A 22,698-nucleotide genomic window follows, 5' to 3' on the forward strand; every position below is an offset into this window, starting at 1 on the left:
CACATTACCAATATTTTTTCCCGTGCTTTTCTAATGTTGTGTTTATATCTTCTCTCATATTAATAGCAGCTTCTCTTGCCGCCCTTCCGTAATCTTCTTCTGTCCATTTTTCTTCTTTATTATATGCAAATAGTATTCCCCTTGAAGAGTTTACTACTGCTCCAAGTCCATCTTCATTAAAACTATGAATTACATCCTCAGCTGTTCCACCCTGAGCACCATAGCCTGGCACTAAGAAATATGAACTTGGCATCAATTTTCTTAGATTACTTGCTTCTTCTGGATATGTTGCTCCTACTACTGCTCCTATTGATGAGTAGTTATATTCCCCAACATATTTTTTACTCCATTCGTCTACCATTTCAGCAACTTTCTCATATATTTTCTTTCCCTCTACAACTAAATCTTGAAGTTGACTAGAAGTAGGATTTGATGTTTTCACTAGGACAAACATTCCTTTTTCATACTTTTCAATGTCTCCTACAAATTCCTTTAAACAATCATCACCTAGGTATGGATTAACAGTTATTGAGTCAGAGTAAAATGCCTCTAAAAGCTCATCTTCTACTGCTGTTTTTCCTAAGTGGGCATTGGAATATGCCTTAGAAGTCGATCCAATATCGCCTCTTTTTATATCTCCTATTATTAGTAGGCCTTTTTCTGAAGCATATTCACAGGTTTCATTGTATGCTCTTAATCCTTCTATTCCATACTGCTCATAAAAAGCTATTTGAGGTTTTATGGCAGGAACTATGTCATAAACATTATCTATTATTTCTTTATTAAACTCTATTATTGATTCGGCAGCTGCCTTAAATGTCTTTCCATATTTTTCGAAGTATTTGTTTTTTATAGTACTTGGTATAAGCTCCAATCTTGGGTCGAATCCTACAACTACAGGACTCTTCTTTTCCTTTATTCCTTTAATCAATTTATTTATGAACATATTATTTTACCCCTTTCATATATTATTTTTCCTCCAACAATTGTAGATACGGGTTTACCCTTAACCTTATATCCATTGAATGGTGTATTTTTTCCCTTTGAATAAAACTTATTTGAATCTATAATGTATTCTTCATTTAAATCTATTATTGTTATATCAGCCTCTTTACCTACTTCCAAACTTCCTTTATCTATATTGATTATCTCCGCTGGCTTTCTAGTTAACATATCAATTAGTTTAATAAGTGGAAGTTTGTTTTTTAACACGAGATATGTGTAGCTAAGAGAAAATGCTGTTTCTAGTCCGGTTATTCCAAATGCAGCCTTATCATAGCTTACCATCTTGCTTTTATCATCATGGGGAGCATGATCGGTTGCTATAATATCTATGGTTCCATCTAAAATACCTTTAATTACTGAGTCTACATCTTCTTTAGCTCTTATTGGTGGGTTTACTTTTGTGTAGCAGTCCTCAGGTGTGATTATATCGTCAGTTAGTATGAAATGATGTGGTGCTACCTCTGATGTAACATTTATGCCCTTACTTTTTGCGTCCCGTAATATATCAACAGATTCCTTTGTACTTACATGGGCTATATGAACCATAGACTCCAGTTTTTCACATAACTCTATGTCTCTTTTTACTATCAAGTATTCCGCTGCTGCTGGTATACCTTTGATTTTGGTCCTTTCTGATGCTTTTCCTTCGTTTATACTTCCACCCTTAGAAAGATTGTGATCTTCACAGTGAGATATTAGAGGAATATTATATTCCCTAGCTTTCTTAAAGGCTTCTACCATAAGTTCTTCCTTCATTGGGGTTTTTCCATCATCAGAAATAGCTACTATTCCTGATTTATACATTTCATCTATGCTAGAAAGTTCTTCTCCATCTAAGCCCTTAGTTATACTCCCTATAACTAAGACGTTCGCTTTACCTTCTTCATTGGCTTTATCCTTTATGAGCTCAACAATTTCCTTTGAGTGAATAGTTGGATTTGTATTTGGCATACAAGCTACTGTTGTGAATCCTCCTGCTACCGCACTGCTTGTACCTGTCTCTATTGTTTCTTTATATTCAAATCCCGGCTCCCTTAGATGTACATGTATATCTATGAATCCTGGCGTTATCACCATACCCGTTGCATCAATTACTTTTTTATCCTCTGTACTGATATTTTTTTCAATAGCTGTTATTATATTGTCTTTAACAAGTACATCCATCTTTTCGTTCATTCCAGTTTTAGGATCTACAACGGTACCACCCTTTATAAGTAATTCCATAATTTCACCTCCATAATAAGTACGACTAAAATTCTTTCTTGTTAGTTTCCTCTTTATTAACACAAAAAAACCTTCCACTTTGAGAAGCGGAAGGCATTATTCATCCTAATTAGGCATAGTTCACCTATATACATTATTAATCTCCTACCTTTCCGGCCTCTCGGACCAAATTAAAGGTACTGCAAGTATTCAATTTTGCTTTTATTGCTTAACATCGTAACACAGAAAAAATTGTATGTCAAACTATAAATTATATGTTTTATTACTTATTTTTTATTAAGGATGAGATAATTATCTAATTCTCATTTAGCCCAATTGCCTAGGCCAATATTATCCCTAATTTAATTATTAAGAATAAAACATAATTTCAGCGATATAATCTTAGGCAGTTTTGATTAATACATTTCATAAGGCTTTTGAATAGATTTTTCCAGATAATTCTACTAAATTTGTTCTATTGACATAGGATTTTTAGTATGTTAGTATAGGTACGACAAGTAAATATTACGCACCTTTAAATTAGCCCCGTGAGGTTAAAAAGGAATGGAAAGCTACATAGGAGTTGGTATGCTAAATTTTGTACTACCTACAACAACTCTGCTTAGATTACAAACCTTTTTTACCCTCAGGGTAAGAAAGGTTTTTTTAGTACCTTTAATTTGATCCAGAGAGGTCAACAAGGAGGAGTGAAATTATGATGAGAGAAAGTGTTAAACATTTAATCAGTCTTGCAAATTACTCAAATGAAGAAATACTAGAATTAGTTGAGCTTGGAGAAAAAATCTATAATTCACCTAAGGATTATGCTGACGTATGTAAGGGACAAATCATGGCAACCCTATTTTTTGAACCAAGTACAAGAACTAAATTCAGTTTCGAATCTGCAATGCTTAGACTTGGAGGAAATATACTTGGATTTAGTGACGCAAATACTAGCTCAGTGAAAAAAGGAGAAAGTATTGCCGACACAATAAGATGTATCTCATACTATTCTGATATAGCAGTTATGAGACATCCAAAGGAAGGTACTCCAAAGCTAGCTTCAATCTACTCTGATATACCAATAATCAATGCTGGAGATGGTGGACATTTACACCCTACACAAACCCTTACAGATCTCCTTACAATCCACAAGTATAAGGGCACACTTGAAAATCATGTAGTAGGATTATGTGGTGACCTGAAATACGGAAGAACGGTTCATTCCCTTATTAAAACAATGGCTAGGTTTAATACGAAAAAGTTTGTACTTATATCTCCAGAAGAATTAACTCTTCCAAGCTCTTTAAAGAGAATTCTAAAGGAAACCTATGACATCGAAATCGAAGAGGTAAGATATATAGAAGATGTTATAGACCAACTAGACATTTTATATATGACTAGAATCCAAAAAGAACGCTTCTTTAATGAGGAAGATTATTTAAAGCTTAAAAACTCTTACATTTTAAATAACGAAAAAATCAAGAACGGTAAGGATGACATGATCATAATGCATCCACTGCCAAGGGTTAATGAAATTTCTTATGAAGTAGATTCTAACAAAAGAGCAGTCTACTTTGACCAAGCTAAAATGGGCGTATATGTAAGAATGGCACTTATCATGAAACTTTTGGAGGTGGAGTAATATGTTAGAGGTAAAACAGATACAAAACGGTATAGTAATTGACCATATTAAATCTGGAAACGGACTTAAAATTTTCAATAAGCTTGAGCTTTTTAAGGCTGAAAGTCCAGTAGTTTTACTCATAAATGTTAAGAGTAAGCAATTGGGTAAAAAAGATATAATAAAAATTGAAAATACGTTTGATGTAGATTTAAATTTACTAGGTTTAATAGATGAAAATATATCAATAAACTTTATCAAAGATGGAAAAATTATAGATAAGAAAAAGGTAGTTATGCCTGAGAAAGTGGCTGGATTAATCACATGTAAAAATCCTAGATGTATTACAAACTCTGATGATTATGTAAAGCCAACCTTCAATTTAGTATCAAAGGAAAAACTTGAATATAGATGCAGCTTCTGCGATGAAATAACAAGATACAAAATATAATTCTTGCAAGCTTTATCAACGGAAGTCCTGAATAAGGACTTCCGATTTACTGTAAACTTGAAATATACAAATTAAGGAAACAAATCTACATTTATGATTTTAAAAATTTTAACGACATCAAAGGAAGGGAGCACAAAACTAATGAATAACGATAATATATTATCACCAAAGGATGCTGTGACAGATCTCAATCAAGTATCTATTCAAAAGAAGATCATATTAGGAATTCAGCACACTTTTACTATGTTTGGCGCCACAGTATTAGTTCCAATACTTACAGGATTTGATATTTCAGTATCTCTTTTTATGGCTGGAATAGGTACACTTTTATTTCACTTAGTTACAAAGGGGAAAATCCCTGCATTTTTAGGTTCATCTTTTGCATTTATAGCTCCGGTATTATCTGTTTTATATTTAGTAACAGGAACACCTCAGTCAACAGATCCTAATGTATTGCTCGCCAATCCACTAGTTGCAGATGCTCTACCATATGCTCAAGGTGGATTGGTTGTAGCCGGTATTATATATCTGATTATGGCAGGACTTATAGCGGTTTTCGGAGTAGAAAAGGTTATTAGCTTTTTCCCACCTATAGTTACAGGCCCAATCATAATGGTAATAGGTCTAAAGCTTGCTCCTGTAGCAATAGGCATGGCTTCAAGTAACTGGGCGTTGGCAATAGTAAGTTTTGCTATAGTTACAGCGGTAAGTATATACGGTAGAGGATTTTTAAAGGTTTTACCAGTTTTAATGGGTCTTACTGGCGGTTATCTTGTAGCTCTTTTAACTGGAAATGTAGACTTCACACCATTAGCTACTGCAGCTTGGGTAGGAGCACCAAAGTTCACCATGGCAAAGTTCAGCTTTGAAACTGTTATGATAGTAGCTCCAGTGGCTGTTGCAACTATGATAGAGCATATAGGTGACGTTTTAGCTATAGGTACAACTGTTAATAAAGACTTCGTAAATGAACCAGGACTTCACAGAACGTTGATAGGCGACGGTTTAGCAACTTCAATATCAGCAATGTTTGGTGGACCAGCAAATACAACTTATTCTGAAAACACTGGAGTTTTAGCACTTACAAAGGTTCATGATCCATTTATAGTAAGGATAGCAGCAGTATTTGCGATTCTTTTAGGTATAATGCCTAAGATCGGTGCGGTAATTAAAACAATACCTACATCAGTTGTTGGAGGTATATCAATAGTTCTGTTCGGTATGATAGCTTCAATTGGTGCTAGATCATTAGTTGAACACAAGATAGACTTCACAAAACAAAGAAACTTAATAATATCTGCAGTAATACTCGTACTTGGTCTAGGTGGTGCTTCATTACCAATCCCTACATTGAATATTACATTAGAGGGTATGGCACTGGCTGCAATAGTTGGTATAATCTTAAATAAAGTGTTACCACAGTAATAAATGTTTTATAGATAAAAAAAGAAGTCCTAAATTTGGACTTCTTTTTTATTAATTCTATTTATATTAATACCCTAGCGCTTTATTAACTATTATTACATGTATTCTGTCTGCATCCATTTGTTTCTTGATAATGACATAATCACTACAAATTCTATCTTTACTGCTGCAATCCATGCAGTAACCCACTTCTGCACATGGAGTTTTTCTATCTAACCTCTTAGCATTTGCTGGAGCAGCCCATTCTCTATTTCTCATGATAGCTTCATCTAAATCTCTGACTATCTTGTTTACTCCTAAAACTACTACTACTTTATCAGGTCCATATATCATTGCTGCAACTCTATTTCCTCTGCCATCAACATTGTAGAGTTCACCTTCTTCAGTAATGGCATTACTACTTGTAAAATAAGCATCAGCAGCAAAACTTTTTCTATAAATTTCTTTAATATCCTCCTGGGATAATCCTTCTTCATATCTGTCTAAGAATTTATACTTTCCATTTCTTAAAAGGTCAATTACTCCGGTTTCAAATAAGGTCATGGAGCCACCAACGGTTACAGTATCTCCCTCTTTGATTATCTCCTGAACTTTTTTCAGTGCTTCGTCTTCGCTTTGAGCAAAGTATCCCCTCATATTATTCTTTTCTAGATTTTCAATTGTTCTTGATACCCTTTTCTCTAATACAAACTTCGCATTATTATCCATTAGAATCCACTCCCCTATGAAAATTTTATCTTATTTCTTTTTTAAATATTATAATACCTTTTCTAATTTATACCTTAATATATATTCAACTATTTACTTAGCTAGTCCTGCAAACAACTTTATAACAAGTGGCAGTACAGTTATAACTGTAATAAGCCTCATAAGATGCATTAAAGCTACTTTAGGAGTCTGAGCTCCATATTCCTCAGCAATTAGTGTCATGTCTGTAAGTCCTCCAGGGGAACAGCTAAATAATGCAGTTATTAAATCTAATCCCGTAAGCTTTGAAATTATAAATCCTAGACATATACTGAAAACTGTTAAACCAATTACTAGCATCAGAGCCGGTACAATTAGATTTTTTAAACCATATACCGTATCCATAGTAAAGTTTAAACCAATCATACCCCCCACTAGGATTTGAGCGAAGATTTTAAAATTGGTCGGTATCTCTCCTTTTCCAGTAAAAATATTATAAATAGCTACAGCAATCATTGCCCCAATTAATGCGCCGGCAGGAATTTTTAGTTTTATTCCAATAATTCCTCCTAGACTAGCAACTAAAATAGTGTATAAAACTTTGTCCATATATGTAATTCTCCTTAGTATATTCTTCTTCGTATTTTTCATTTCCAATATCCATCATAACTATATCATATATTATCTATGATTAATTTATTATTTTACTAAATATTCAGCAAACATTCTTTTAATATCTATAATTTTGTATTACAATTAATTAACCCCTAATTTTTCATGAATAATTCGGGTTAACTACTATAGATTCTCATATATTTAATAAAGGGGGATTAAAGAATGACTGGCATAACTAGTATAGTGATACTTTTAATACTAATTTTTTTAGTTGAATTCTTTTCAATAGCATTAAAGCTTACAGGTTTGGATATAGATAAAGCACGCTTTCAGGTTATTTCAATAATAACAAATACCGGTTTTACAACACTGGAATCGGAGCTAATATCTCAGCATCCTACAAGAAGAAAGATAGCTCAAACCTTAATGCTTCTTAGCTATGTTGGATATGCTGCTCTTATTGGTTTAGTAGTTAATATAGTTCAAAGCAAATATGAGATACTTTATGTACTATTAGCAGTGATAATAGTTTCCTTAGGTGTTCTATTCCTACTCAGAAACAAACCTCTAATTTATAAGTTGGAAAAAAACATTGAGAAATTTCTAATTAAGAAAATGGCTAAGGATAAAAAATATAGAACTGTAGATGAGGTTTTAAAGCTAAACGATGAGTTTGGGGTAGCTGAGTTTATGGTTGAGGAAGGTAGCAGATTAGTAGGTATAACCTTAATGAAATCAGATCTTACAGATAAATCCATACAAGTTCTTAATGTCGATAGAGGCTCTCATATAATTCATTTTCCAAAAAGAGATTTGGTTTTTAAGGTTGGGGATAAGGTAACAGTCTATGGAAATTTGGATAATATTAAAGAGCTTGTTATTAGGCAATATGATGAATTTCCAGAAAGTAATATATAAAAGATAAGAGAATAGCCTCGGCTATTCTCTGAGACTGTTAACAAACCCGAATTTCTTCGTTGCTGTTTCAACCAAGAACCCTTACGTATGTCTATATACGCTGCGGTCTCTTGGTTTCAACGCGCCTCGAACTTCAAGTTTCTTAACAGCCTGTCATCTTGTTAACAAGATGAAGAGAATAGCGAAAGCTATCCTCTTATCTTTTTATCTTCTATATTCCAAATCTCATTTGCATATTGTGCAATAGTTCTGTCACTGCTGAATTCACCTGCATTCGCCATATTCATCCAGCATTTTTGTGCCCACTTCATTCTGTCTCTGTATGCCTTATCAACCTTCATCTGTGCTTCTCTATACTCATTAAAATCTCTAAACAAGAAATAGTCATCGGCTCTATGCCAATCTGCTCCCTCTAGTAGAGAATCATATAATTCTTTGAACATACCCGTTTCTTCATCATCAAAGGTTCCATCAATCAGGGTATCTACGACTCTTTTTAATCCTGGTATCTTTTCATAATATTCCTTAGGGTCATAGCTTTCTTTAATCTCATTTATCTCTTCTACCCTAGCTCCAAATATAAAGTTATTTTCCTCTCCAGCATGTGCTACAATTTCTACATTGGCTCCATCATAGGTTCCAAGGGTTGGAGTTCCATTAAGCATGAATTTCATGTTGCCCGTACCAGATGCTTCCTTGCCAGCCGTTGATATCTGTTCAGAGATATCAGCCGCCGGAAACAGCTTTTCTCCATATGAGACTCTATAGTTTTGAACAAACACTACTTTGATTTTTTCATTTATATCTTGATCGTTGTTTATCAGCTTCGCTATCTCGTTAATATATTTTATTATTCCCTTTGCTCTAAAGTAACCCGGTGCCGCTTTAGCTCCGAATATGAAGGTTCTCGGTACTATATCCATATCAGGATTTTCCTTTAGTCTGTAGTATAGATCTAGTATGTGAAAAGCATTCAATAGTTGTCTCTTATACTCATGAAGCCTTTTTATTTGGATATCAAATATAGAGTTCGGGTCTATTTCTATTCCTTCATTTAACCTAATATATTCTGTAAGTTCACTTTTCTTTTGACCTTTGATATCTAAAAATCTCATCAATATATTTTCATCATCTGAGTATCTTTCTAAATTCTTTAATATAGACAGATTTGTAACCCACTCCTTGGTTCCAAGCAGCTCTGTTATTAATTCTGATAATTCCTTATTGCATAGAGCTAACCACCTTCTAGGAGTAATTCCGTTTGTTTTGTTCTGGAATCTATCGGGATAAAGACTATACCAATCATTTAACTCCTGATTCTTTAATATATCTGTATGGAGCTTTGCAACACCATTGATCGTATTTGTTCCATGGATAGCAAGCCATGCCATGTGTATTAAACCATCTGATATGATTCTCATACTGCTAATTTTCTCTTCATCATAACCCTTTTCTATTAATTCATTAACAAATCTTTCATCGATTTTCTTTATAATCTTATATACCTTTGGTAATAGTTTCTTTATAAGCTTTACATCCCACTTTTCAAGGGCTTCTGATAATATTGTGTGATTTGTATAAGCAAAGGTCTTAGTGGTTATTTCAAAGGCATCATTCCACTTAATTCCCTCTTCATCAACTAATATTCTCATTAGTTCCGGTATAGCTATTACTGGATGTGTGTCGTTTAGTTGTATAGCGTGATACTCGGGGAACAATTTAAAATCTATATCGCCTTTGCTTTTAAATTTTCTGACTATGTCTTGAAGCGATGCTGAGACAAAAAAGTATTGTTGCTTGAGCCTAAGAATCTTTCCTTTCTTTTTTGAGTCATTTGGATAAAGAACTCTTGATATATCTTCCGCTCTATTTTTTTCCCTCACAGCTTTATCATACTTTTGATCATTAAATGAATCAAAGTCAAAATCCTCTATAGGTTCACATTTCCACAATCTAAGTTTATTAACATTCTTTGTTCCATATCCAATAATAGGAGTATCGTAGGGAACAGCCCTTACATCTCCATCGCTGAATCTAACTATAACTTCATCTTGACTTCTCCCTATAGACCATGGATATCCGTATTTAAGCCAATTGTCACCTTCTTCAATCTGAAATCCATTTTCGAATTTTTGCTTAAATATTCCGTGGCTGTATCTAATACCATAACCCGTTACAGGCAGATTCATCGTGGCACATGAGTCAAGGAAGCAGGCTGCCAATCTTCCAAGTCCGCCATTTCCAAGACCCGCATCTTCCTCTATTTCTTCTAAATAGTTAAGGTCTATACCTAATTCTTTTAGTACCTCACTTACTTCATCATAAATTCCTAAATTTATTAGGTTATTGCCAAGTGCTCTTCCCATAAGAAATTCTGCTGAAAAATAATATGCCTGCTTCCCACTTGCATATTCTTCTTCAGTATTATTCCAGTGATCAACTACCCCTTCCATTAATGCTTTGGAAACGGCGTTATACCTTTCATAGTCCTCAGCCTTATCTATTGTTTTACCAAAATCAATTTTTAAAATCCTCTTTATGCTTTCCCTAAATTTCATCCTATCGAACATAGATGTACCTACCTTCCATACAGTTTTGTCATTTGATAAATCTTATTGGCTAACTCCTCAGTCAAATCATCTTTTCTCAGTCTCCACTGCCAATTATCTCCTAGGGTTGATGGTATATTCATTCTGGCTTCAGTTCCCAGACTTAAGAAATCTTGCATTTGGGCAATGGCAAGATTTCCAACGGAACCCCATGCCCCTCTAATAAAACCCCAATTGTATCCTTCTTCTTCATTTAAACCTAAATATTTAATAGCATTATTTACATCGTCTCTGTTTGCATTTTCAAACCATCCATCGGCAGTATCATTATCATGGGTACCTGTGTAGACAATACAATTTCTCTCGTAATTGTGTGGAAGGTAATCACTTTCTTCTCTGGTATCGAAAGCAAATTGAAGGACCTTCATTCCTGGGAATCCAGATTCTTCTCTAAACTTAAGTACTTCCTCTGTTAGGTACCCTAGGTCTTCAGCAATTACATCTATATCACCAAGTGATTTTTTTATGGCATTAAAAAGCTTCATTCCTGGGCCCTTTACCCATCTTCCATCAACTGCTGTTTTCTCACCATATGGCACTTCCCAATATGATTCGAATCCTCTAAAGTGATCTATTCGTAAAATATCGTAAAGCTTATAGTTTCCTTCAATTCTCTTAATCCACCAATCGAAGTCTTTCTTCTCCATCTCACCCCAGTCATATATGGGGTTACCCCATAATTGGCCCGTTTCAGAAAATGCATCGGGAGGGCATCCGGCAACTTTAACTGGCCTATTTTTCTCATCCAGCAGGAACAGTTCACTATTAGCCCATACATCGGCACTATCTTCAGCAACATAGATTGGAATATCACCTATGATTTTTATACCTTTATCGTTTGCATACTTTTTAAGGCTGTTCCATTGTTTGAAAAATTCATATTGAAGATATACCCAAAAGTCTATTTCTTCTCTAAAGTTCTCTTTATAGTATTTAATAGCTTCAGGCTTTCTGAGCTTAATGTCTTCATCCCATTCCTGCCATGACCTCAAATCAAAGTCTTCCTTTACAGTCATGTACAGGGAAAAATCCTCTATCCAGTCAATATTTTTCTCCTTAAATTCCAATATTTCATCTTTAATTTTCTCTACTGCCCTTTCATAGGCTTTTTTTAGGATAGGCATTCTATTATAAAATACTTCTTCGTAATCAATCTGACTTTCATCATCGTTTAAGTTTATATTCTCTATCTCACTCTTTTTGATAAACCCATCTTCTATTAATTGGTCCAAATCAATGAAATATGGATTACCAGCATATGCAGAAAAGGACTGATAGGGTGAGTCTCCATAGCTAGTCATTCCTAAGGGAAGTATTTGCCAATACTTCTGTCCAGCCTTTTCAAGAAAATCTACAAATCTATATGCTTCCTTACCAAAATCACCTATACCATAGGGACTTGGTAGAGAAGTTATGTGTAACAAAATTCCGCTTCCTCTTTCAAACATTTTCTGGCCCCTTTATTTATTATTTACTCTAGAGAGTTTCTGGATTCTCTATATATCCACAGATTTTTTCGTGACATTTCCACTCATATCTACAATATCAAAATTTATTCTTTTTACATGTTTATTTCCATTGTTCTTTATATTAATTTTGTAATCATTATCTATCTTCTCAATGTCAATAATAATTTCTGAATATACTCCCTGATTAAAATTATAGGTCATGCCGTCATCATCATAATAGGTATAAACAGCTCTATTATCAACAAAGGCTACAATGTTCATTTCTAAAGTTTCCAGCTTATCAACATTATTGGCATGATTTCCAAAAATGATCATCTTATTTTTTCTAACGAAAAGAGGCGTCTCATTAATATCTATATCTATAAAATGATGTCCCTTATCCATTACTTCCAGGGCTCTTTCCTTATAGTTACTTACCTTCCATAAAAGCATTTCCTCCGGCAACCATACATATCTTCCTACAGCATTTTCTTCATACACAGGAGCTATCATTAATGAATCTCCCACTAACAATTGGTTTTCAACATGTTTCGAGTATTTATCATCGTATTCAAATAGCAGTGGTGCAAAATAAACATCCTGATTCCTTGCTGCTTTCATGTACTCTGAATATATATATGGCAGTAGAGCATATCTTAATCTAATAGTCTCTCTCATTATATCTACGCTCTCTATATCAAATGCATAAGGCTCTTGTTTTCTAGTTCCCATTGCAGAATGATTTCTAAAAAGTGGTGTGAATATACTAAATTGTGTCCATCTTATCAGAAGCTCTGCATTTACATCACCACTAAACCCACCAGTATCAGCTCCGGAATATAGAAAACCACACATGTTGAGTGAGGGCATCATTTTCATGTTAAGAAGTATATGCTCCCACCATGAATAGTTATCTCCAGTCCATATGCCTCCGTATCTATGCATCCCAACGTATGATGCTCTGGAAAAGATTAAAAATCTTTTGTTTGTGTCTATTTCCTTAAAACCATCGGCTGCTGCCCTTGTCATATTGTAACCATACAAGTTATGAACGCTATCATGGTTTACAAGTTTTCCATCCATATTATGATAAAAACTTTTATAATCCTCATGATTGTTTAATAGTCCTTTAAAACAATCGGTAAGCTCAAAATAGGAATATATATTTAAATTTTTATCCTTTGAGTTTTCTACAAGATCTATTGCTTCCTGTAAACCTCTCTCAGTATAAAATATTGCTGGCTCATTCATATCGTTCCAAAAACCTTCTATACCACAATCAGTTAGCACCTTATACTTGTATCCAAACCATTTACGGGCATCTCTGTTGAGGAAATCAGGAAAATGGACTTTTCCCGGCCATACTGCTGCTACAAAAGGGCTTCCATCCTCATCTACACAGAAATATTCATTTTCTATACCCTCTTCATAAATATCATAGTCCTCTTCTATCTTTACTCCAGCATCTATTATTGGAATTAGCCTAAATCCCTTATTTTTTATTCCCTTCACAAAGTCTTTAAAATCGGGGAATCTTTCTTCACTTATGGTAAAATCCTTAAAATCCTCCATATAATCTATATCTAAATATATTGAGTCACATGGGATATCGTATTTAATAAAGCTCTCGGCAACCTCTTCTACTTCCCCTGCATCTACATAGCTCCATCTACATTGTTGGAAACCAAAGGCCCATTTCGGAGGCACATAGCTTTTTCCAATTATTTTTAAGAACTTATTAACGATCTCTCTTATGCTATCTCCATTTATAATGTATAAGTCTAAATTTTTATCATCTATTGTTATCTCGATTTCATCCTTATTGGTGAATCCTATATCAAATCTAACTCTTCCTGGGTAATCTATGAAGAGACCAAATTTCTGTACTCCATGGACTATCAAAAAGTTATGGGCACCATATAACGATTTTTTATCTGGTGTATGAACGGCATCATCGGTACAATAGGATTCAAAAATCCCACCACGCTTGTTAATTCCCTTTTGATTTTCTCCAAGACCAAAGACTTGGTCCTTTATATCCATTTTGTACTTTAGTTTAAAGTCCTCGTTATCTTCTATAGTAAAATACTTAGGTTTTTCACTATCTATTTCATGTCCCTCAAGGACAACGGCATCGGTTTGAATGGGGCTGCCAAATCTATACTTTTTTACACCATCTATTACTTCATATATTCTCATATTCATCACCTCTAATTACTTAATAGACCCATCGGTTACACCTTTTACAATATGTTTCTGTGCAAAGAAGTAGAAAATAATAATCGGAATCATACCTATTACAAGACCCGCTAGTGCTAAATGCCACTTCTTAGAGAATTGACCAAAGAAGAAGAACATCTTTAGTGGGATTGTATGCCACTCTGGCTTGTTAATTACAAGCTGCGGCAGTAAGAAGTCATTCCATATCCACATAGCATTTAATATACTCACTGTAACGGTAATTGGTTTTAGTAAAGGAAATATAATGTACCAAAATACTTGAAATTTATTGCATCCATCTATAGTCGCTGCTTCTTCCAATTCCTTAGGAATGTTTTTAATGAAACCATGATATAAAATTATTGAAAGGCTGGAGCCAAATCCTAGGTACATGAATATTAATCCAAAGGGACTTAGGAAAAGCTCTGGTTTACCTACTGCCCTACCCATTAATCCCATTAACCTAATTAGAGGTAACATTACTGATTGAAAGGGAATAAGCATAGATCCTGCAAATAAAAGAAATATGAAGGTACTAAACTTGCTCTTTGTTCTTACAAGCATCCAAGCAGCCATTGAAGCAAATACTATTATTATAATAGTGCTTATAACGGTGATAGATAATGAATTTATGAAGGAACGTACAAAGTTAAGTTCTTCAAAGGCCACTGTATAGTTTTTAGGACTGAAGTACTCTCCAAAGGGCAGGCTGACAACATTCAGAAATATACCCTTCTGAGTCTTAAAGGAGTTTGTAAATACTATATACAAGGGGGATAGAAATAATATTGCTAGTACAATACTTAAAGCAGTGAGTCCTCTATTTTTGTTTTGGATTTTTTCCATTACATCTCTACCTCCCTTTTCTTACTAAAATATATTTGAGTTAGGGTAATTGCGGCTACAGTAATTAGAAATATAACTGCCTTAGCTTGAGCTAAGCCAAATTTACTAAATACGAAGGCCGTCTCATAAATATTCAAAGCTAACATTTGTGTTGAGTTATAAGGATTTCCACCTGTCAGAGCTAGGTTTTGATCAAATAGCTTAAAAGAGTTAGATAATGATAGAAATAGACCTATTGTAAATGCTGGAGCAACCAAAGGTATGGTTATATTCTTCAGCCTTTCCCATCCATTAGCTCCATCTATCTTTGCTGCTTCCTTCAGGGAATCCGGTATACTCTGAAGGGCCGCTATATATATAATCATCATATAACCAGAGAGCTGCCAAGACATTAGGATAACTAAGCCCCAAAATCCAGTGGTTGTAGTCGACAACCATCCCTCTAGAAAACCTATGCCAAGCTTTCCTCCGATCGAATCCAAAGCTTTTGTAAAGATAAATTGCCATACAAAACCAAGAATCAAACCACCAATCAAATTCGGCATAAAAAATATACTTCTAAGGGCATTATTCAACTTACTGTTCCTTGTAACAAGAAGGGCCAGCCCAAATCCCATGAGGTTTATTGTTATCACTGATACTAAAGCAAATTTAGCAGTAAAAACAAATGATCCTAAAAATTCCCTGTCGTTACTTAGTACCTCTATATAATTTTTTAATCCTACCCAATTAGCATTATTTATTATTCCGTTCCAATCCGTAAAGGAGTAATAAATCCCCATAAGCATTGGAATGATTACAACAATTAAAAAAGCCAATAGTATTGGGTAAACGAAAACACCAAACCATAACCTTGAACTTTTCATAATCTCCTCCTATATAGAATGCATTTATAAATCTACATTTTCATTTTCTGAATGACCAAAGACTTTAAGGTAATTCAGAAAATCAAAATGCAACAATGTGGCAAAATATATTTTGTGGGGGATTATCAATCATCCCCCACAAAGTATATTACTTCATATTAGTTTATCTCAGTTCTGTCCATTTAGCTTTTGAGTTAGAAATTGCCTCTTCCCAAGTAACTTCTCCTGCTAGATATTTTTGAATATCAGTTCCAAGTGATTCCATACCCCAACCTGTTGGATATCCCATAAATACCCATGGCATTGTCTTTCCTTCTTGAGCATATCTTTTTACAGCCATACCTAGGGCATCCTTTGGTTCTAATCCATCATATCCCTTTAGTGGAGGTATGAAGAAGAATTTATTTACGATGTAGTCTTTTCCTGAGTCAGAAGTATAAAGCCAGTTTAAGAACTCCTTTGCTGCTTTCTTTTCTGCATCACTGCTATCCTTGTTAACTGACCAATGCATTGGTACCCCTACAGGAATTGAATCCTCTTTAGCTCCCTTTATAGGCATTGGAAGAATATCTAAATTTTCAGCAACCTTCGGATCTATATCGTTAACGCCGCCAAATATCCAGTTACCCTGTTGGATAATTGCAACTCTTTCGATAGCTATACCTTCATCAACTTGAGTAGAATAGTCAACTGCATTTAACTTACCCTTTGAATCAGCACTTGAAGAATAATCTGTCTGTAGGTCAATAATTGCTTTTAACCCATCGGCATATTTAAATTCAACCTTATCTGCTGCAAATGCACTTAATGAACTATCAAATTCTTGTGAAAGGGCTGTATTAGAAGTATGTAGCCCAGTTACCCAAGTTTCCTTTGCCGCATATTCAAATACAGCTTCTAGAAGAGGGTATTTTTCCTTTAGTTCACCTGACTTGATCTTCTTATCCAATGTTTTTACTGCTTCTTCTAAGCTTGCAAAATCAACTATTTTTGAAGCATCGATTCCTGCATCGGCGAAAATGGCCTTGTTATATACAAATCCATAACCTTCAATATTGAAAGGCAGTGCATATACCTTTCCATCTACAGTAGCTCCTGAAAGAACACCGTCAAGGGCTAAATCAACCCATGGCTGATCTGATAGATCTTCTGATTTTTCCATCCAATCTTTTATGTCCTGAGGTCCACCTACGTTATATATATCAGGTTCGCTACCTGATTGGAACTTAGTCCTTAATGCTGCACCATAATCATCACCGCCACCAACTGTTTGAATATTGATCTTAACATTTGGATTAGCTTCTTCAAATTCTTTAGCAGCCGCTTCTAGTTCCTTTGCAATTTCAACCTTGAATTGGAATATATCTACTTCTACTTTTTCTTCTGAAGCCTTAGGCTCCTCTGTAGCTTTCTTAGGTTCTTCATTTGTTGTTTTAGATGTACAACCTGTAAAAATAGTTGCAAATACAAACACAATTAAAATACCTAATGCCAACAACTTCTTTGATTTTTTCACTATAATCCCCCTCATAGATTCATTTTAATCTTACCTTTAATTACCTAAGTGTATCGCCAATAAATCTTCTTCCTAACCCTCACCTCTTTTCATTACACATTTGATATTGGTTTAATATGATTCTCTAAGGATAAATCTTAGCCTTAGAAAATTCGAATAAATAAAGTCTTTGGAAAACATTTTCATATACATTAAAATTATATTTAGGCTATACCTTTTTACAGGACTCTCTCTCAAGCAATTCTGTCTTTAGAATAATGTGCTGATTCTCCTTCTTTCCTTTGATTAGATCAAATAGTATCTCTACACTTTTCTTACCCAATCCTTCATCGGGCTGCTTTATGGTAGAAATCGATGGGTGGAAATACTCAGCGTATTCAATACCATCGAAACCAACTATTGAGATATCCTCAGGAATTCTTAACCCCTTTGCTAGAATCGCCTTCGAGGCCCCTATTGCCATGATGTCCGATGTTACAAATACTGCTGTCAAATCTATATCCTTATCTAATAATCTATTCATAGCATCGAATCCTGATTCGAAGGTATATTCACCTATTTCAAAATAATTTTCATTGTATTCTATATTGTACTCTGCCAGAGCCCTTTTATATCCCTCAAATCTGAGCTTCCCAATACATCTATCCTCTTGACCTGTAACGATAATGCCAATTTCCTTATGGCCAAGTCTACATAGATATTCTACCGCTTCAAATGCAGCTTTCTCATTTTCTATAACTACACTAGAGAAAAAGGGCTTGTTAGAATCTTCAATAACATCTGTGGAAGATAAAACTATGGGTGTCTCTAGGTTTACTAATTGACTTTCATCCAAATTTGTAAAATCCCCACCTAGACAAATAAGCCCCTTCAACTTCTTCTCCTTTATAAGCTCGACGGCAGCTTCGATGTCATTTGTATTGTCATCATTGTAATGAAGAATCATAGAATATCCTTCTTCATCTATTTTTTCCTCGATAAATTGAATTAACTTTGCGAAAAATGGGTTGAAAATACCCTTTACTAAAACTCCTATATTTTTAGAATCAGTTCTCTTTAGATTTCTTGCACTATTATTTGGAATATAATTATGCTCTTCTATTACTTTCAATACCTTATCCCTAGTTTTATCCTTAACGTCGGGATGGTTGTTGATAACTCGGGATACAGTACTTACTCCAACCCCTGCAATCTTTGCAATATCCTTTATATTCAAGTTTTTCATAGATAACCCTCACTTTTGGTATCGTTTTCGGAAACGTTTCTGGTAACGTTTCCAATTTATAAATCTATTCTACCACAATTTATAGAATTATCAAATAGTTTTTTATTTAGTTAATTTTTACATTTTATTTAGGTTATCTATAGAAAAGAAGTTTCAGTTACTTCGAGATGGGGATTTTAGCTAGAATAAAATTATTGTATGGGAGGTTATACTTTTATGTTGTACTATAAATTCACATTATTGGTTCCAATTCCCTTCATATTCTCCTGTTTTATTAGATATTGTATAGGTTCTATTTCCAATTGCGTCTTCCCAGATCACTCCATTAGATGACTTTTTAATAAATTTGAACTCTATAGTCTCTCCTTGGTTTAATCCCTTTACTCTCGCAGTCCAAGATGGATAATCATAGTTATACATTTTCACTGCCTTATTTGGGTCCCAATTTCCTAGCTCTGGTTTACTTCCAACGACATACAGTTCTTCTCCCAAGCTTGTATTTGCACTGTGAACACGGAATGTAACACTAGTCTCAGAACTTGTTTTATTATTGGCTATTAATTCATTGTAGTATTTGTTTGAAGTACCATATACGGCATCATTTATTCTTAGAATAGTGATTCCATTATAGTAATGATCATCTATGGCATCCTTTATATTATTCCAAAACTGCTCGTTATCATTTCCACCGGCTAATGCATTTTCACCTTTAATCTCTACTCCTTTACTATGAGCTGCATCCCCTACCCATCCGACTAATGTTTTTGCAGCAGATGTCTGATCACCATTTCCATTGTCCATTTCTAGACAAGTGAAATGTAATATAACCTTGTCACCGAAGCTCTTTATCATCTCGATGATAGGATTGTAACCATATCCGTTTTGTTGACTAAAATCAGTATTGACTATACCTGCACAGATCTCAGCAGTCCTTGGATAGTTTTGATTATTAATTTGCCAATGTACACCAGGAATTTTAATTCCAAGTTTTATATTTCCTAGTTCATCATCAAATGCTTGTCCAGCATAGGTAATCATATTTTTTCCATGGTCAGCTAATTCTTTGTTGTACCATTCGATGAAATCCCTTCCGTACTCTGAATCTAGGTATGCTTTTCCAGAACCATAAAAGAATTCTCCACCATTGCTAGGAGGCTTTATTTGAGATTCATCCATCAGTGTTGTCCCCCATGATGCATTTATCCCTTGTAAGTTATTGTACTTTTCTATCATAGAGCTTCTAAAATCATCCTGTGCTAGATCAGAATAGCATTGTAGATAGCCCTTATTGGGAAATCCGCTATAGGTGTTTCCTTCATCGTGGGCATTATAGGATGGATATCTTAGTTCCCCTGCTGGTCCACAGCTTATATTCAGCTCTATAAAGTCATTGGCATATGCGGAATATTGGTCTTCAAAACTATTCATGAAGTCAATGTACTCACTTTTCACCAGGTCATCAATCCATAATGAAAGGTATTCAGCGGAAGTATTTCCTAGCTCACTTTTATATTTTAAGTCGTCCCAATCTAGGGTTCTTCCTTTATAGGTTTTTCCACGATATTTACTCCATACCCAACTTGGTAAGTACGAGGTATAATCATCTCCAACATTTCCACCGCATTGATGGAAGGACATTATTGGAACAATCTTGAGGCCGGAGTCTTTAATTTTGCTAAATATTTGGTCATAGTAGCTCCAATTAAATTGATTATCGCCTTGCTTTTCAACGTCTCCCCACCATACATCAACACTGACCGCATCTACTCCTATATCCTTAGCCATGGATAGTTGATATTCAAAGCTACCCCAGTCACTAACATATAACGGAGCCATCACATTAGAAGTGAATTCACCTTCATGGCTTGCGGCAAATACATTAATTGGGTTTATTCCAATAAATATATTTGCTGCTACTAAGACCGACAACATTAGATATGCAATTGTCCTTCTTATACCTCTTTTTCTCCTTTCTTTTAATTTTTTTCCTTCTCGTGATTTAATCATAAAATAACCCTCCTTATATTTTTATAATTTGAAAACGTTACCGGTAACGTTTTCAAATTATGTTTTATTATATCACATTTTATAAATTTTGGTAAATACAACAAAATAAGTTTATTTACAATATACAAAAAAAGTAAAAAGGTGTTTTGGAATAACGAATTTCTACGTCATTCTAAAACACCTCGGGACTGAAATTATGCATTTTTTTTATGAGATAGCCCACAATTTAAATTAATACTCATTTCTAGCACTATTCAATTGGAAGATTTCCAAAAACACTATCAATATTGGTATATTCTAATCCAATATAATCTTTATAATACTCATCAATTGCCGGTAAGATCACATCAAATGGGATTTCACCCTTTCCTGGCTCTGTTCTGTTTGGACAATCGGAAATATGAACATGATTGACAATCCCTCTATACTTTTTAAATTCACCAATAACATCATGACCCATCCTATATAAATGATAAACATCAAAAAGTAATGCGATATTATCTGTATTTACTTTCTGTATTATATCACTTGCTTTCTCACATGTATCACAAATATATCCAGGATTATCAACGGAGTTTATCGGTTCAATCAAGAGTGTTAAATTATGGGGCTTCATTTGCTCCGAGGTATAAATAAGATTATCTACAATAGTTTCCATTTGCTTTTCAATGCTTATTCCAGGAAGCCTTTTGCCTACAAGACAATTCATTTTTTTTACGCCTAAATCAAGCGCAACCTTTATTGATAGTTCAACACCTCTTTTGTATTCATCAATTTTCTCAGGGTTGTTTAACATTCCTATTTCTCCATTGTAAAAATCTCCAGGTACAAAATCCATACCTAACATCTTCAGCCCGGTGTCTTCCATAGCTCCTTTTATCTTGTTTATATCATGATGATAGGGAAATAGGCATTCTACAGTATCAAATCCATGTTTCTTTGCCTCATAGAACCTTTGATATATGTCAAGTTCTTTAAACATAGTTGTTAAGTTTGCACAGAACTTCATTTTATACCTCCATTAATATATTTTTATAGCATATTATGCTAGTGCCTTTAAAGTTTTTAGAAACTTTTCATCACGTTCTTTTAATATTGTATTAATTTGCTCCTCACTTTCATATTTGAAGAAGCCTTCACCTGTTTTTATACCATATTTTTTCTCATTGAAAATCTCCTCAAGAATCTCTGGAGGTATCTCACTTGAAGAAAGATCTTTAAATAAGTTTTTTGAGATATAGTAAAAGGTGTCAAGTCCCCCTAAGTCAGCTGTTTCAAAAGGGCCTAATGTAGGATATCTAAAACCAATACCATATTTAACTGCTCGGTCTATATCTTCATAAGATGCAATGCCTTGTGCTGCAATGTTAAGGGCTTCTCTAAAAACCGCAAATTGAATTCTATTGCCAATGAAGCCATTGATTTCTTTTCTAATAACTACCGGTTCTTTTCCAATTTCTTTAAGGGTATCACAAATGCTTTGTACTGTTTCTTCAGATGTGTCATCCCCCATAGTAACTTCTACTAAAGGTATTATATGGGGAGGATTCCACCAATTCGTACCTGCGAACCTTGATTTATTGTCAAGTTTGGCGCATACGTCATTTATGCTAAGCCCTGATGTGTTAGTGGCAAAAATAGCTTCGCCATCACATATCTCCTCTACTTTTTTCCAGAAATCCTGCTTTATCTCCAGATTTTCTATGATGGCTTCAATTACAAAGTCTGCATCTGCAAAATCACCTAAATTGGTGGTCAGTGAAATTCTATCCAATGATTCTACTGCGCATTCTTCACTAATTATGCTATATTCAATAAGTGTTTTTTGATTAAATTTAATGCTATCAATACACTTATCTAGCAGCTCTTGATTAATATCATAGACTAATACATCATAGCCTTTTTGAGCAAAGCACTGAGCCATTCCAACGCCCATAATACCAGATCCTGCAATAGCTATCTTCTTTATTTCTTTCATATTTACACCTCTTTCTTCAGTTTTACATATACCACGTAATTGAGGAGAATCCTTA

General features: G+C 34.3%; 18 protein-coding genes. 4 read left to right on the top strand and 14 right to left on the bottom strand.

Annotation, left to right across the window (positions count from 1 at the left end):
* Positions 1-4 precede the first annotated feature (4 nt).
* Positions 5-946: an orotidine-5'-phosphate decarboxylase gene (pyrF, locus tag R9X47_RS14300; RefSeq protein WP_432667533.1), complete on the bottom strand. Its 942-nt coding sequence runs from the start codon at positions 944-946 to the stop codon at positions 5-7.
* Positions 937-2,229 (bottom strand): dihydroorotase, encoded by a 1,293-nt coding sequence (locus R9X47_RS14305; RefSeq protein ID WP_432667534.1) that lies wholly within the window; start codon positions 2,227-2,229, stop codon positions 937-939. The genes pyrF and R9X47_RS14305 overlap by 10 nt, the downstream gene beginning before the upstream one ends.
* Before the next feature lie 697 nt (positions 2,230-2,926).
* Here R9X47_RS14305 and pyrB point away from each other — a divergent pair.
* From pyrB to R9X47_RS14320, 3 genes are all read left to right on the top strand, one after another.
* A complete protein-coding gene (gene pyrB / locus R9X47_RS14310) occupies positions 2,927-3,853 on the top strand; it encodes an aspartate carbamoyltransferase (RefSeq protein ID WP_432667635.1) in 927 nt (308 codons plus the stop codon).
* A 1-nt stretch (position 3,854) separates the two neighbouring features.
* Positions 3,855-4,283, top strand: coding sequence for an aspartate carbamoyltransferase regulatory subunit (locus R9X47_RS14315; protein WP_432667535.1), 429 nt, complete (start codon positions 3,855-3,857; stop codon positions 4,281-4,283).
* Between the two features lie 141 nt (positions 4,284-4,424).
* Positions 4,425-5,708 (top strand): uracil-xanthine permease family protein, encoded by a 1,284-nt coding sequence (locus tag R9X47_RS14320; RefSeq protein ID WP_432667536.1) that lies wholly within the window; start codon positions 4,425-4,427, stop codon positions 5,706-5,708.
* Between the two features lie 66 nt (positions 5,709-5,774).
* Here R9X47_RS14320 and R9X47_RS14325 read toward each other — a convergent pair whose 3' ends face one another.
* Both R9X47_RS14325 and R9X47_RS14330 read right to left on the bottom strand, forming a co-directional pair.
* Positions 5,775-6,416 (bottom strand): lactate utilization protein, encoded by a 642-nt coding sequence (locus R9X47_RS14325; RefSeq protein ID WP_432667537.1) that lies wholly within the window; start codon positions 6,414-6,416, stop codon positions 5,775-5,777.
* 93 nt (positions 6,417-6,509) lie between these two features.
* Complete coding sequence (locus tag R9X47_RS14330) at positions 6,510-7,004, bottom strand: AbrB family transcriptional regulator (RefSeq protein ID WP_432667538.1); 495 nt, start codon at positions 7,002-7,004, stop codon at positions 6,510-6,512.
* A gap of 228 nt (positions 7,005-7,232) precedes the next feature.
* Here R9X47_RS14330 and R9X47_RS14335 point away from each other — a divergent pair, with 228 nt between their 5' ends.
* Positions 7,233-7,928 (top strand): TrkA C-terminal domain-containing protein, encoded by a 696-nt coding sequence (locus R9X47_RS14335; RefSeq protein ID WP_432667539.1) that lies wholly within the window; start codon positions 7,233-7,235, stop codon positions 7,926-7,928.
* 188 nt (positions 7,929-8,116) lie between these two features.
* Here the strand turns inward: R9X47_RS14335 and R9X47_RS14340 are convergent, their stop codons facing one another.
* From R9X47_RS14340 to R9X47_RS14385, 10 genes are all read right to left on the bottom strand, one after another.
* Complete coding sequence (locus R9X47_RS14340; RefSeq protein ID WP_432667540.1) at positions 8,117-10,498, bottom strand: glycogen/starch/alpha-glucan phosphorylase; 2,382 nt, start codon at positions 10,496-10,498, stop codon at positions 8,117-8,119.
* A gap of 8 nt (positions 10,499-10,506) precedes the next feature.
* Positions 10,507-11,985, bottom strand: coding sequence for a 4-alpha-glucanotransferase (malQ, locus tag R9X47_RS14345; RefSeq protein WP_432667541.1), 1,479 nt, complete (start codon positions 11,983-11,985; stop codon positions 10,507-10,509).
* Positions 11,986-12,033: 48 nt separating this feature from the next.
* Positions 12,034-14,184: a glycoside hydrolase family 31 protein gene (locus R9X47_RS14350; RefSeq protein ID WP_432667542.1), complete on the bottom strand. Its 2,151-nt coding sequence runs from the start codon at positions 14,182-14,184 to the stop codon at positions 12,034-12,036.
* Between the two features lie 15 nt (positions 14,185-14,199).
* Positions 14,200-15,051, bottom strand: a complete 852-nt coding sequence (locus R9X47_RS14355; protein WP_432667543.1) for a carbohydrate ABC transporter permease — start codon at positions 15,049-15,051, stop codon at positions 14,200-14,202.
* Positions 15,051-15,917, bottom strand: coding sequence for a carbohydrate ABC transporter permease (locus tag R9X47_RS14360; protein ID WP_432667544.1), 867 nt, complete (start codon positions 15,915-15,917; stop codon positions 15,051-15,053). Before R9X47_RS14360 ends, R9X47_RS14355 begins: the two co-directional genes overlap by 1 nt.
* A 163-nt stretch (positions 15,918-16,080) precedes the next feature.
* Positions 16,081-17,433 (bottom strand): ABC transporter substrate-binding protein, encoded by a 1,353-nt coding sequence (locus R9X47_RS14365; protein ID WP_432667545.1) that lies wholly within the window; start codon positions 17,431-17,433, stop codon positions 16,081-16,083.
* A gap of 208 nt (positions 17,434-17,641) precedes the next feature.
* Positions 17,642-18,658 (bottom strand): LacI family DNA-binding transcriptional regulator, encoded by a 1,017-nt coding sequence (locus R9X47_RS14370; protein ID WP_432667546.1) that lies wholly within the window; start codon positions 18,656-18,658, stop codon positions 17,642-17,644.
* A gap of 237 nt (positions 18,659-18,895) precedes the next feature.
* A complete protein-coding gene (locus tag R9X47_RS14375) occupies positions 18,896-20,665 on the bottom strand; it encodes a family 14 glycosylhydrolase (protein ID WP_432667547.1) in 1,770 nt (589 codons plus the stop codon).
* 250 nt (positions 20,666-20,915) lie between these two features.
* Entirely contained in the window at positions 20,916-21,674 is a 759-nt protein-coding gene (locus tag R9X47_RS14380; RefSeq protein ID WP_432667548.1) for a hydroxypyruvate isomerase family protein, read from the bottom strand.
* Between the two features lie 33 nt (positions 21,675-21,707).
* Positions 21,708-22,643: a 3-hydroxyacyl-CoA dehydrogenase family protein gene (locus R9X47_RS14385; RefSeq protein WP_432667549.1), complete on the bottom strand. Its 936-nt coding sequence runs from the start codon at positions 22,641-22,643 to the stop codon at positions 21,708-21,710.
* Positions 22,644-22,698 lie beyond the last annotated feature (55 nt).

Origin of the sequence: Wukongibacter baidiensis (assembly GCF_050888315.1) — a bacterium.
Classification (GTDB): domain Bacteria; phylum Bacillota; class Clostridia; order Peptostreptococcales; family Caminicellaceae; genus Wukongibacter; species Wukongibacter baidiensis.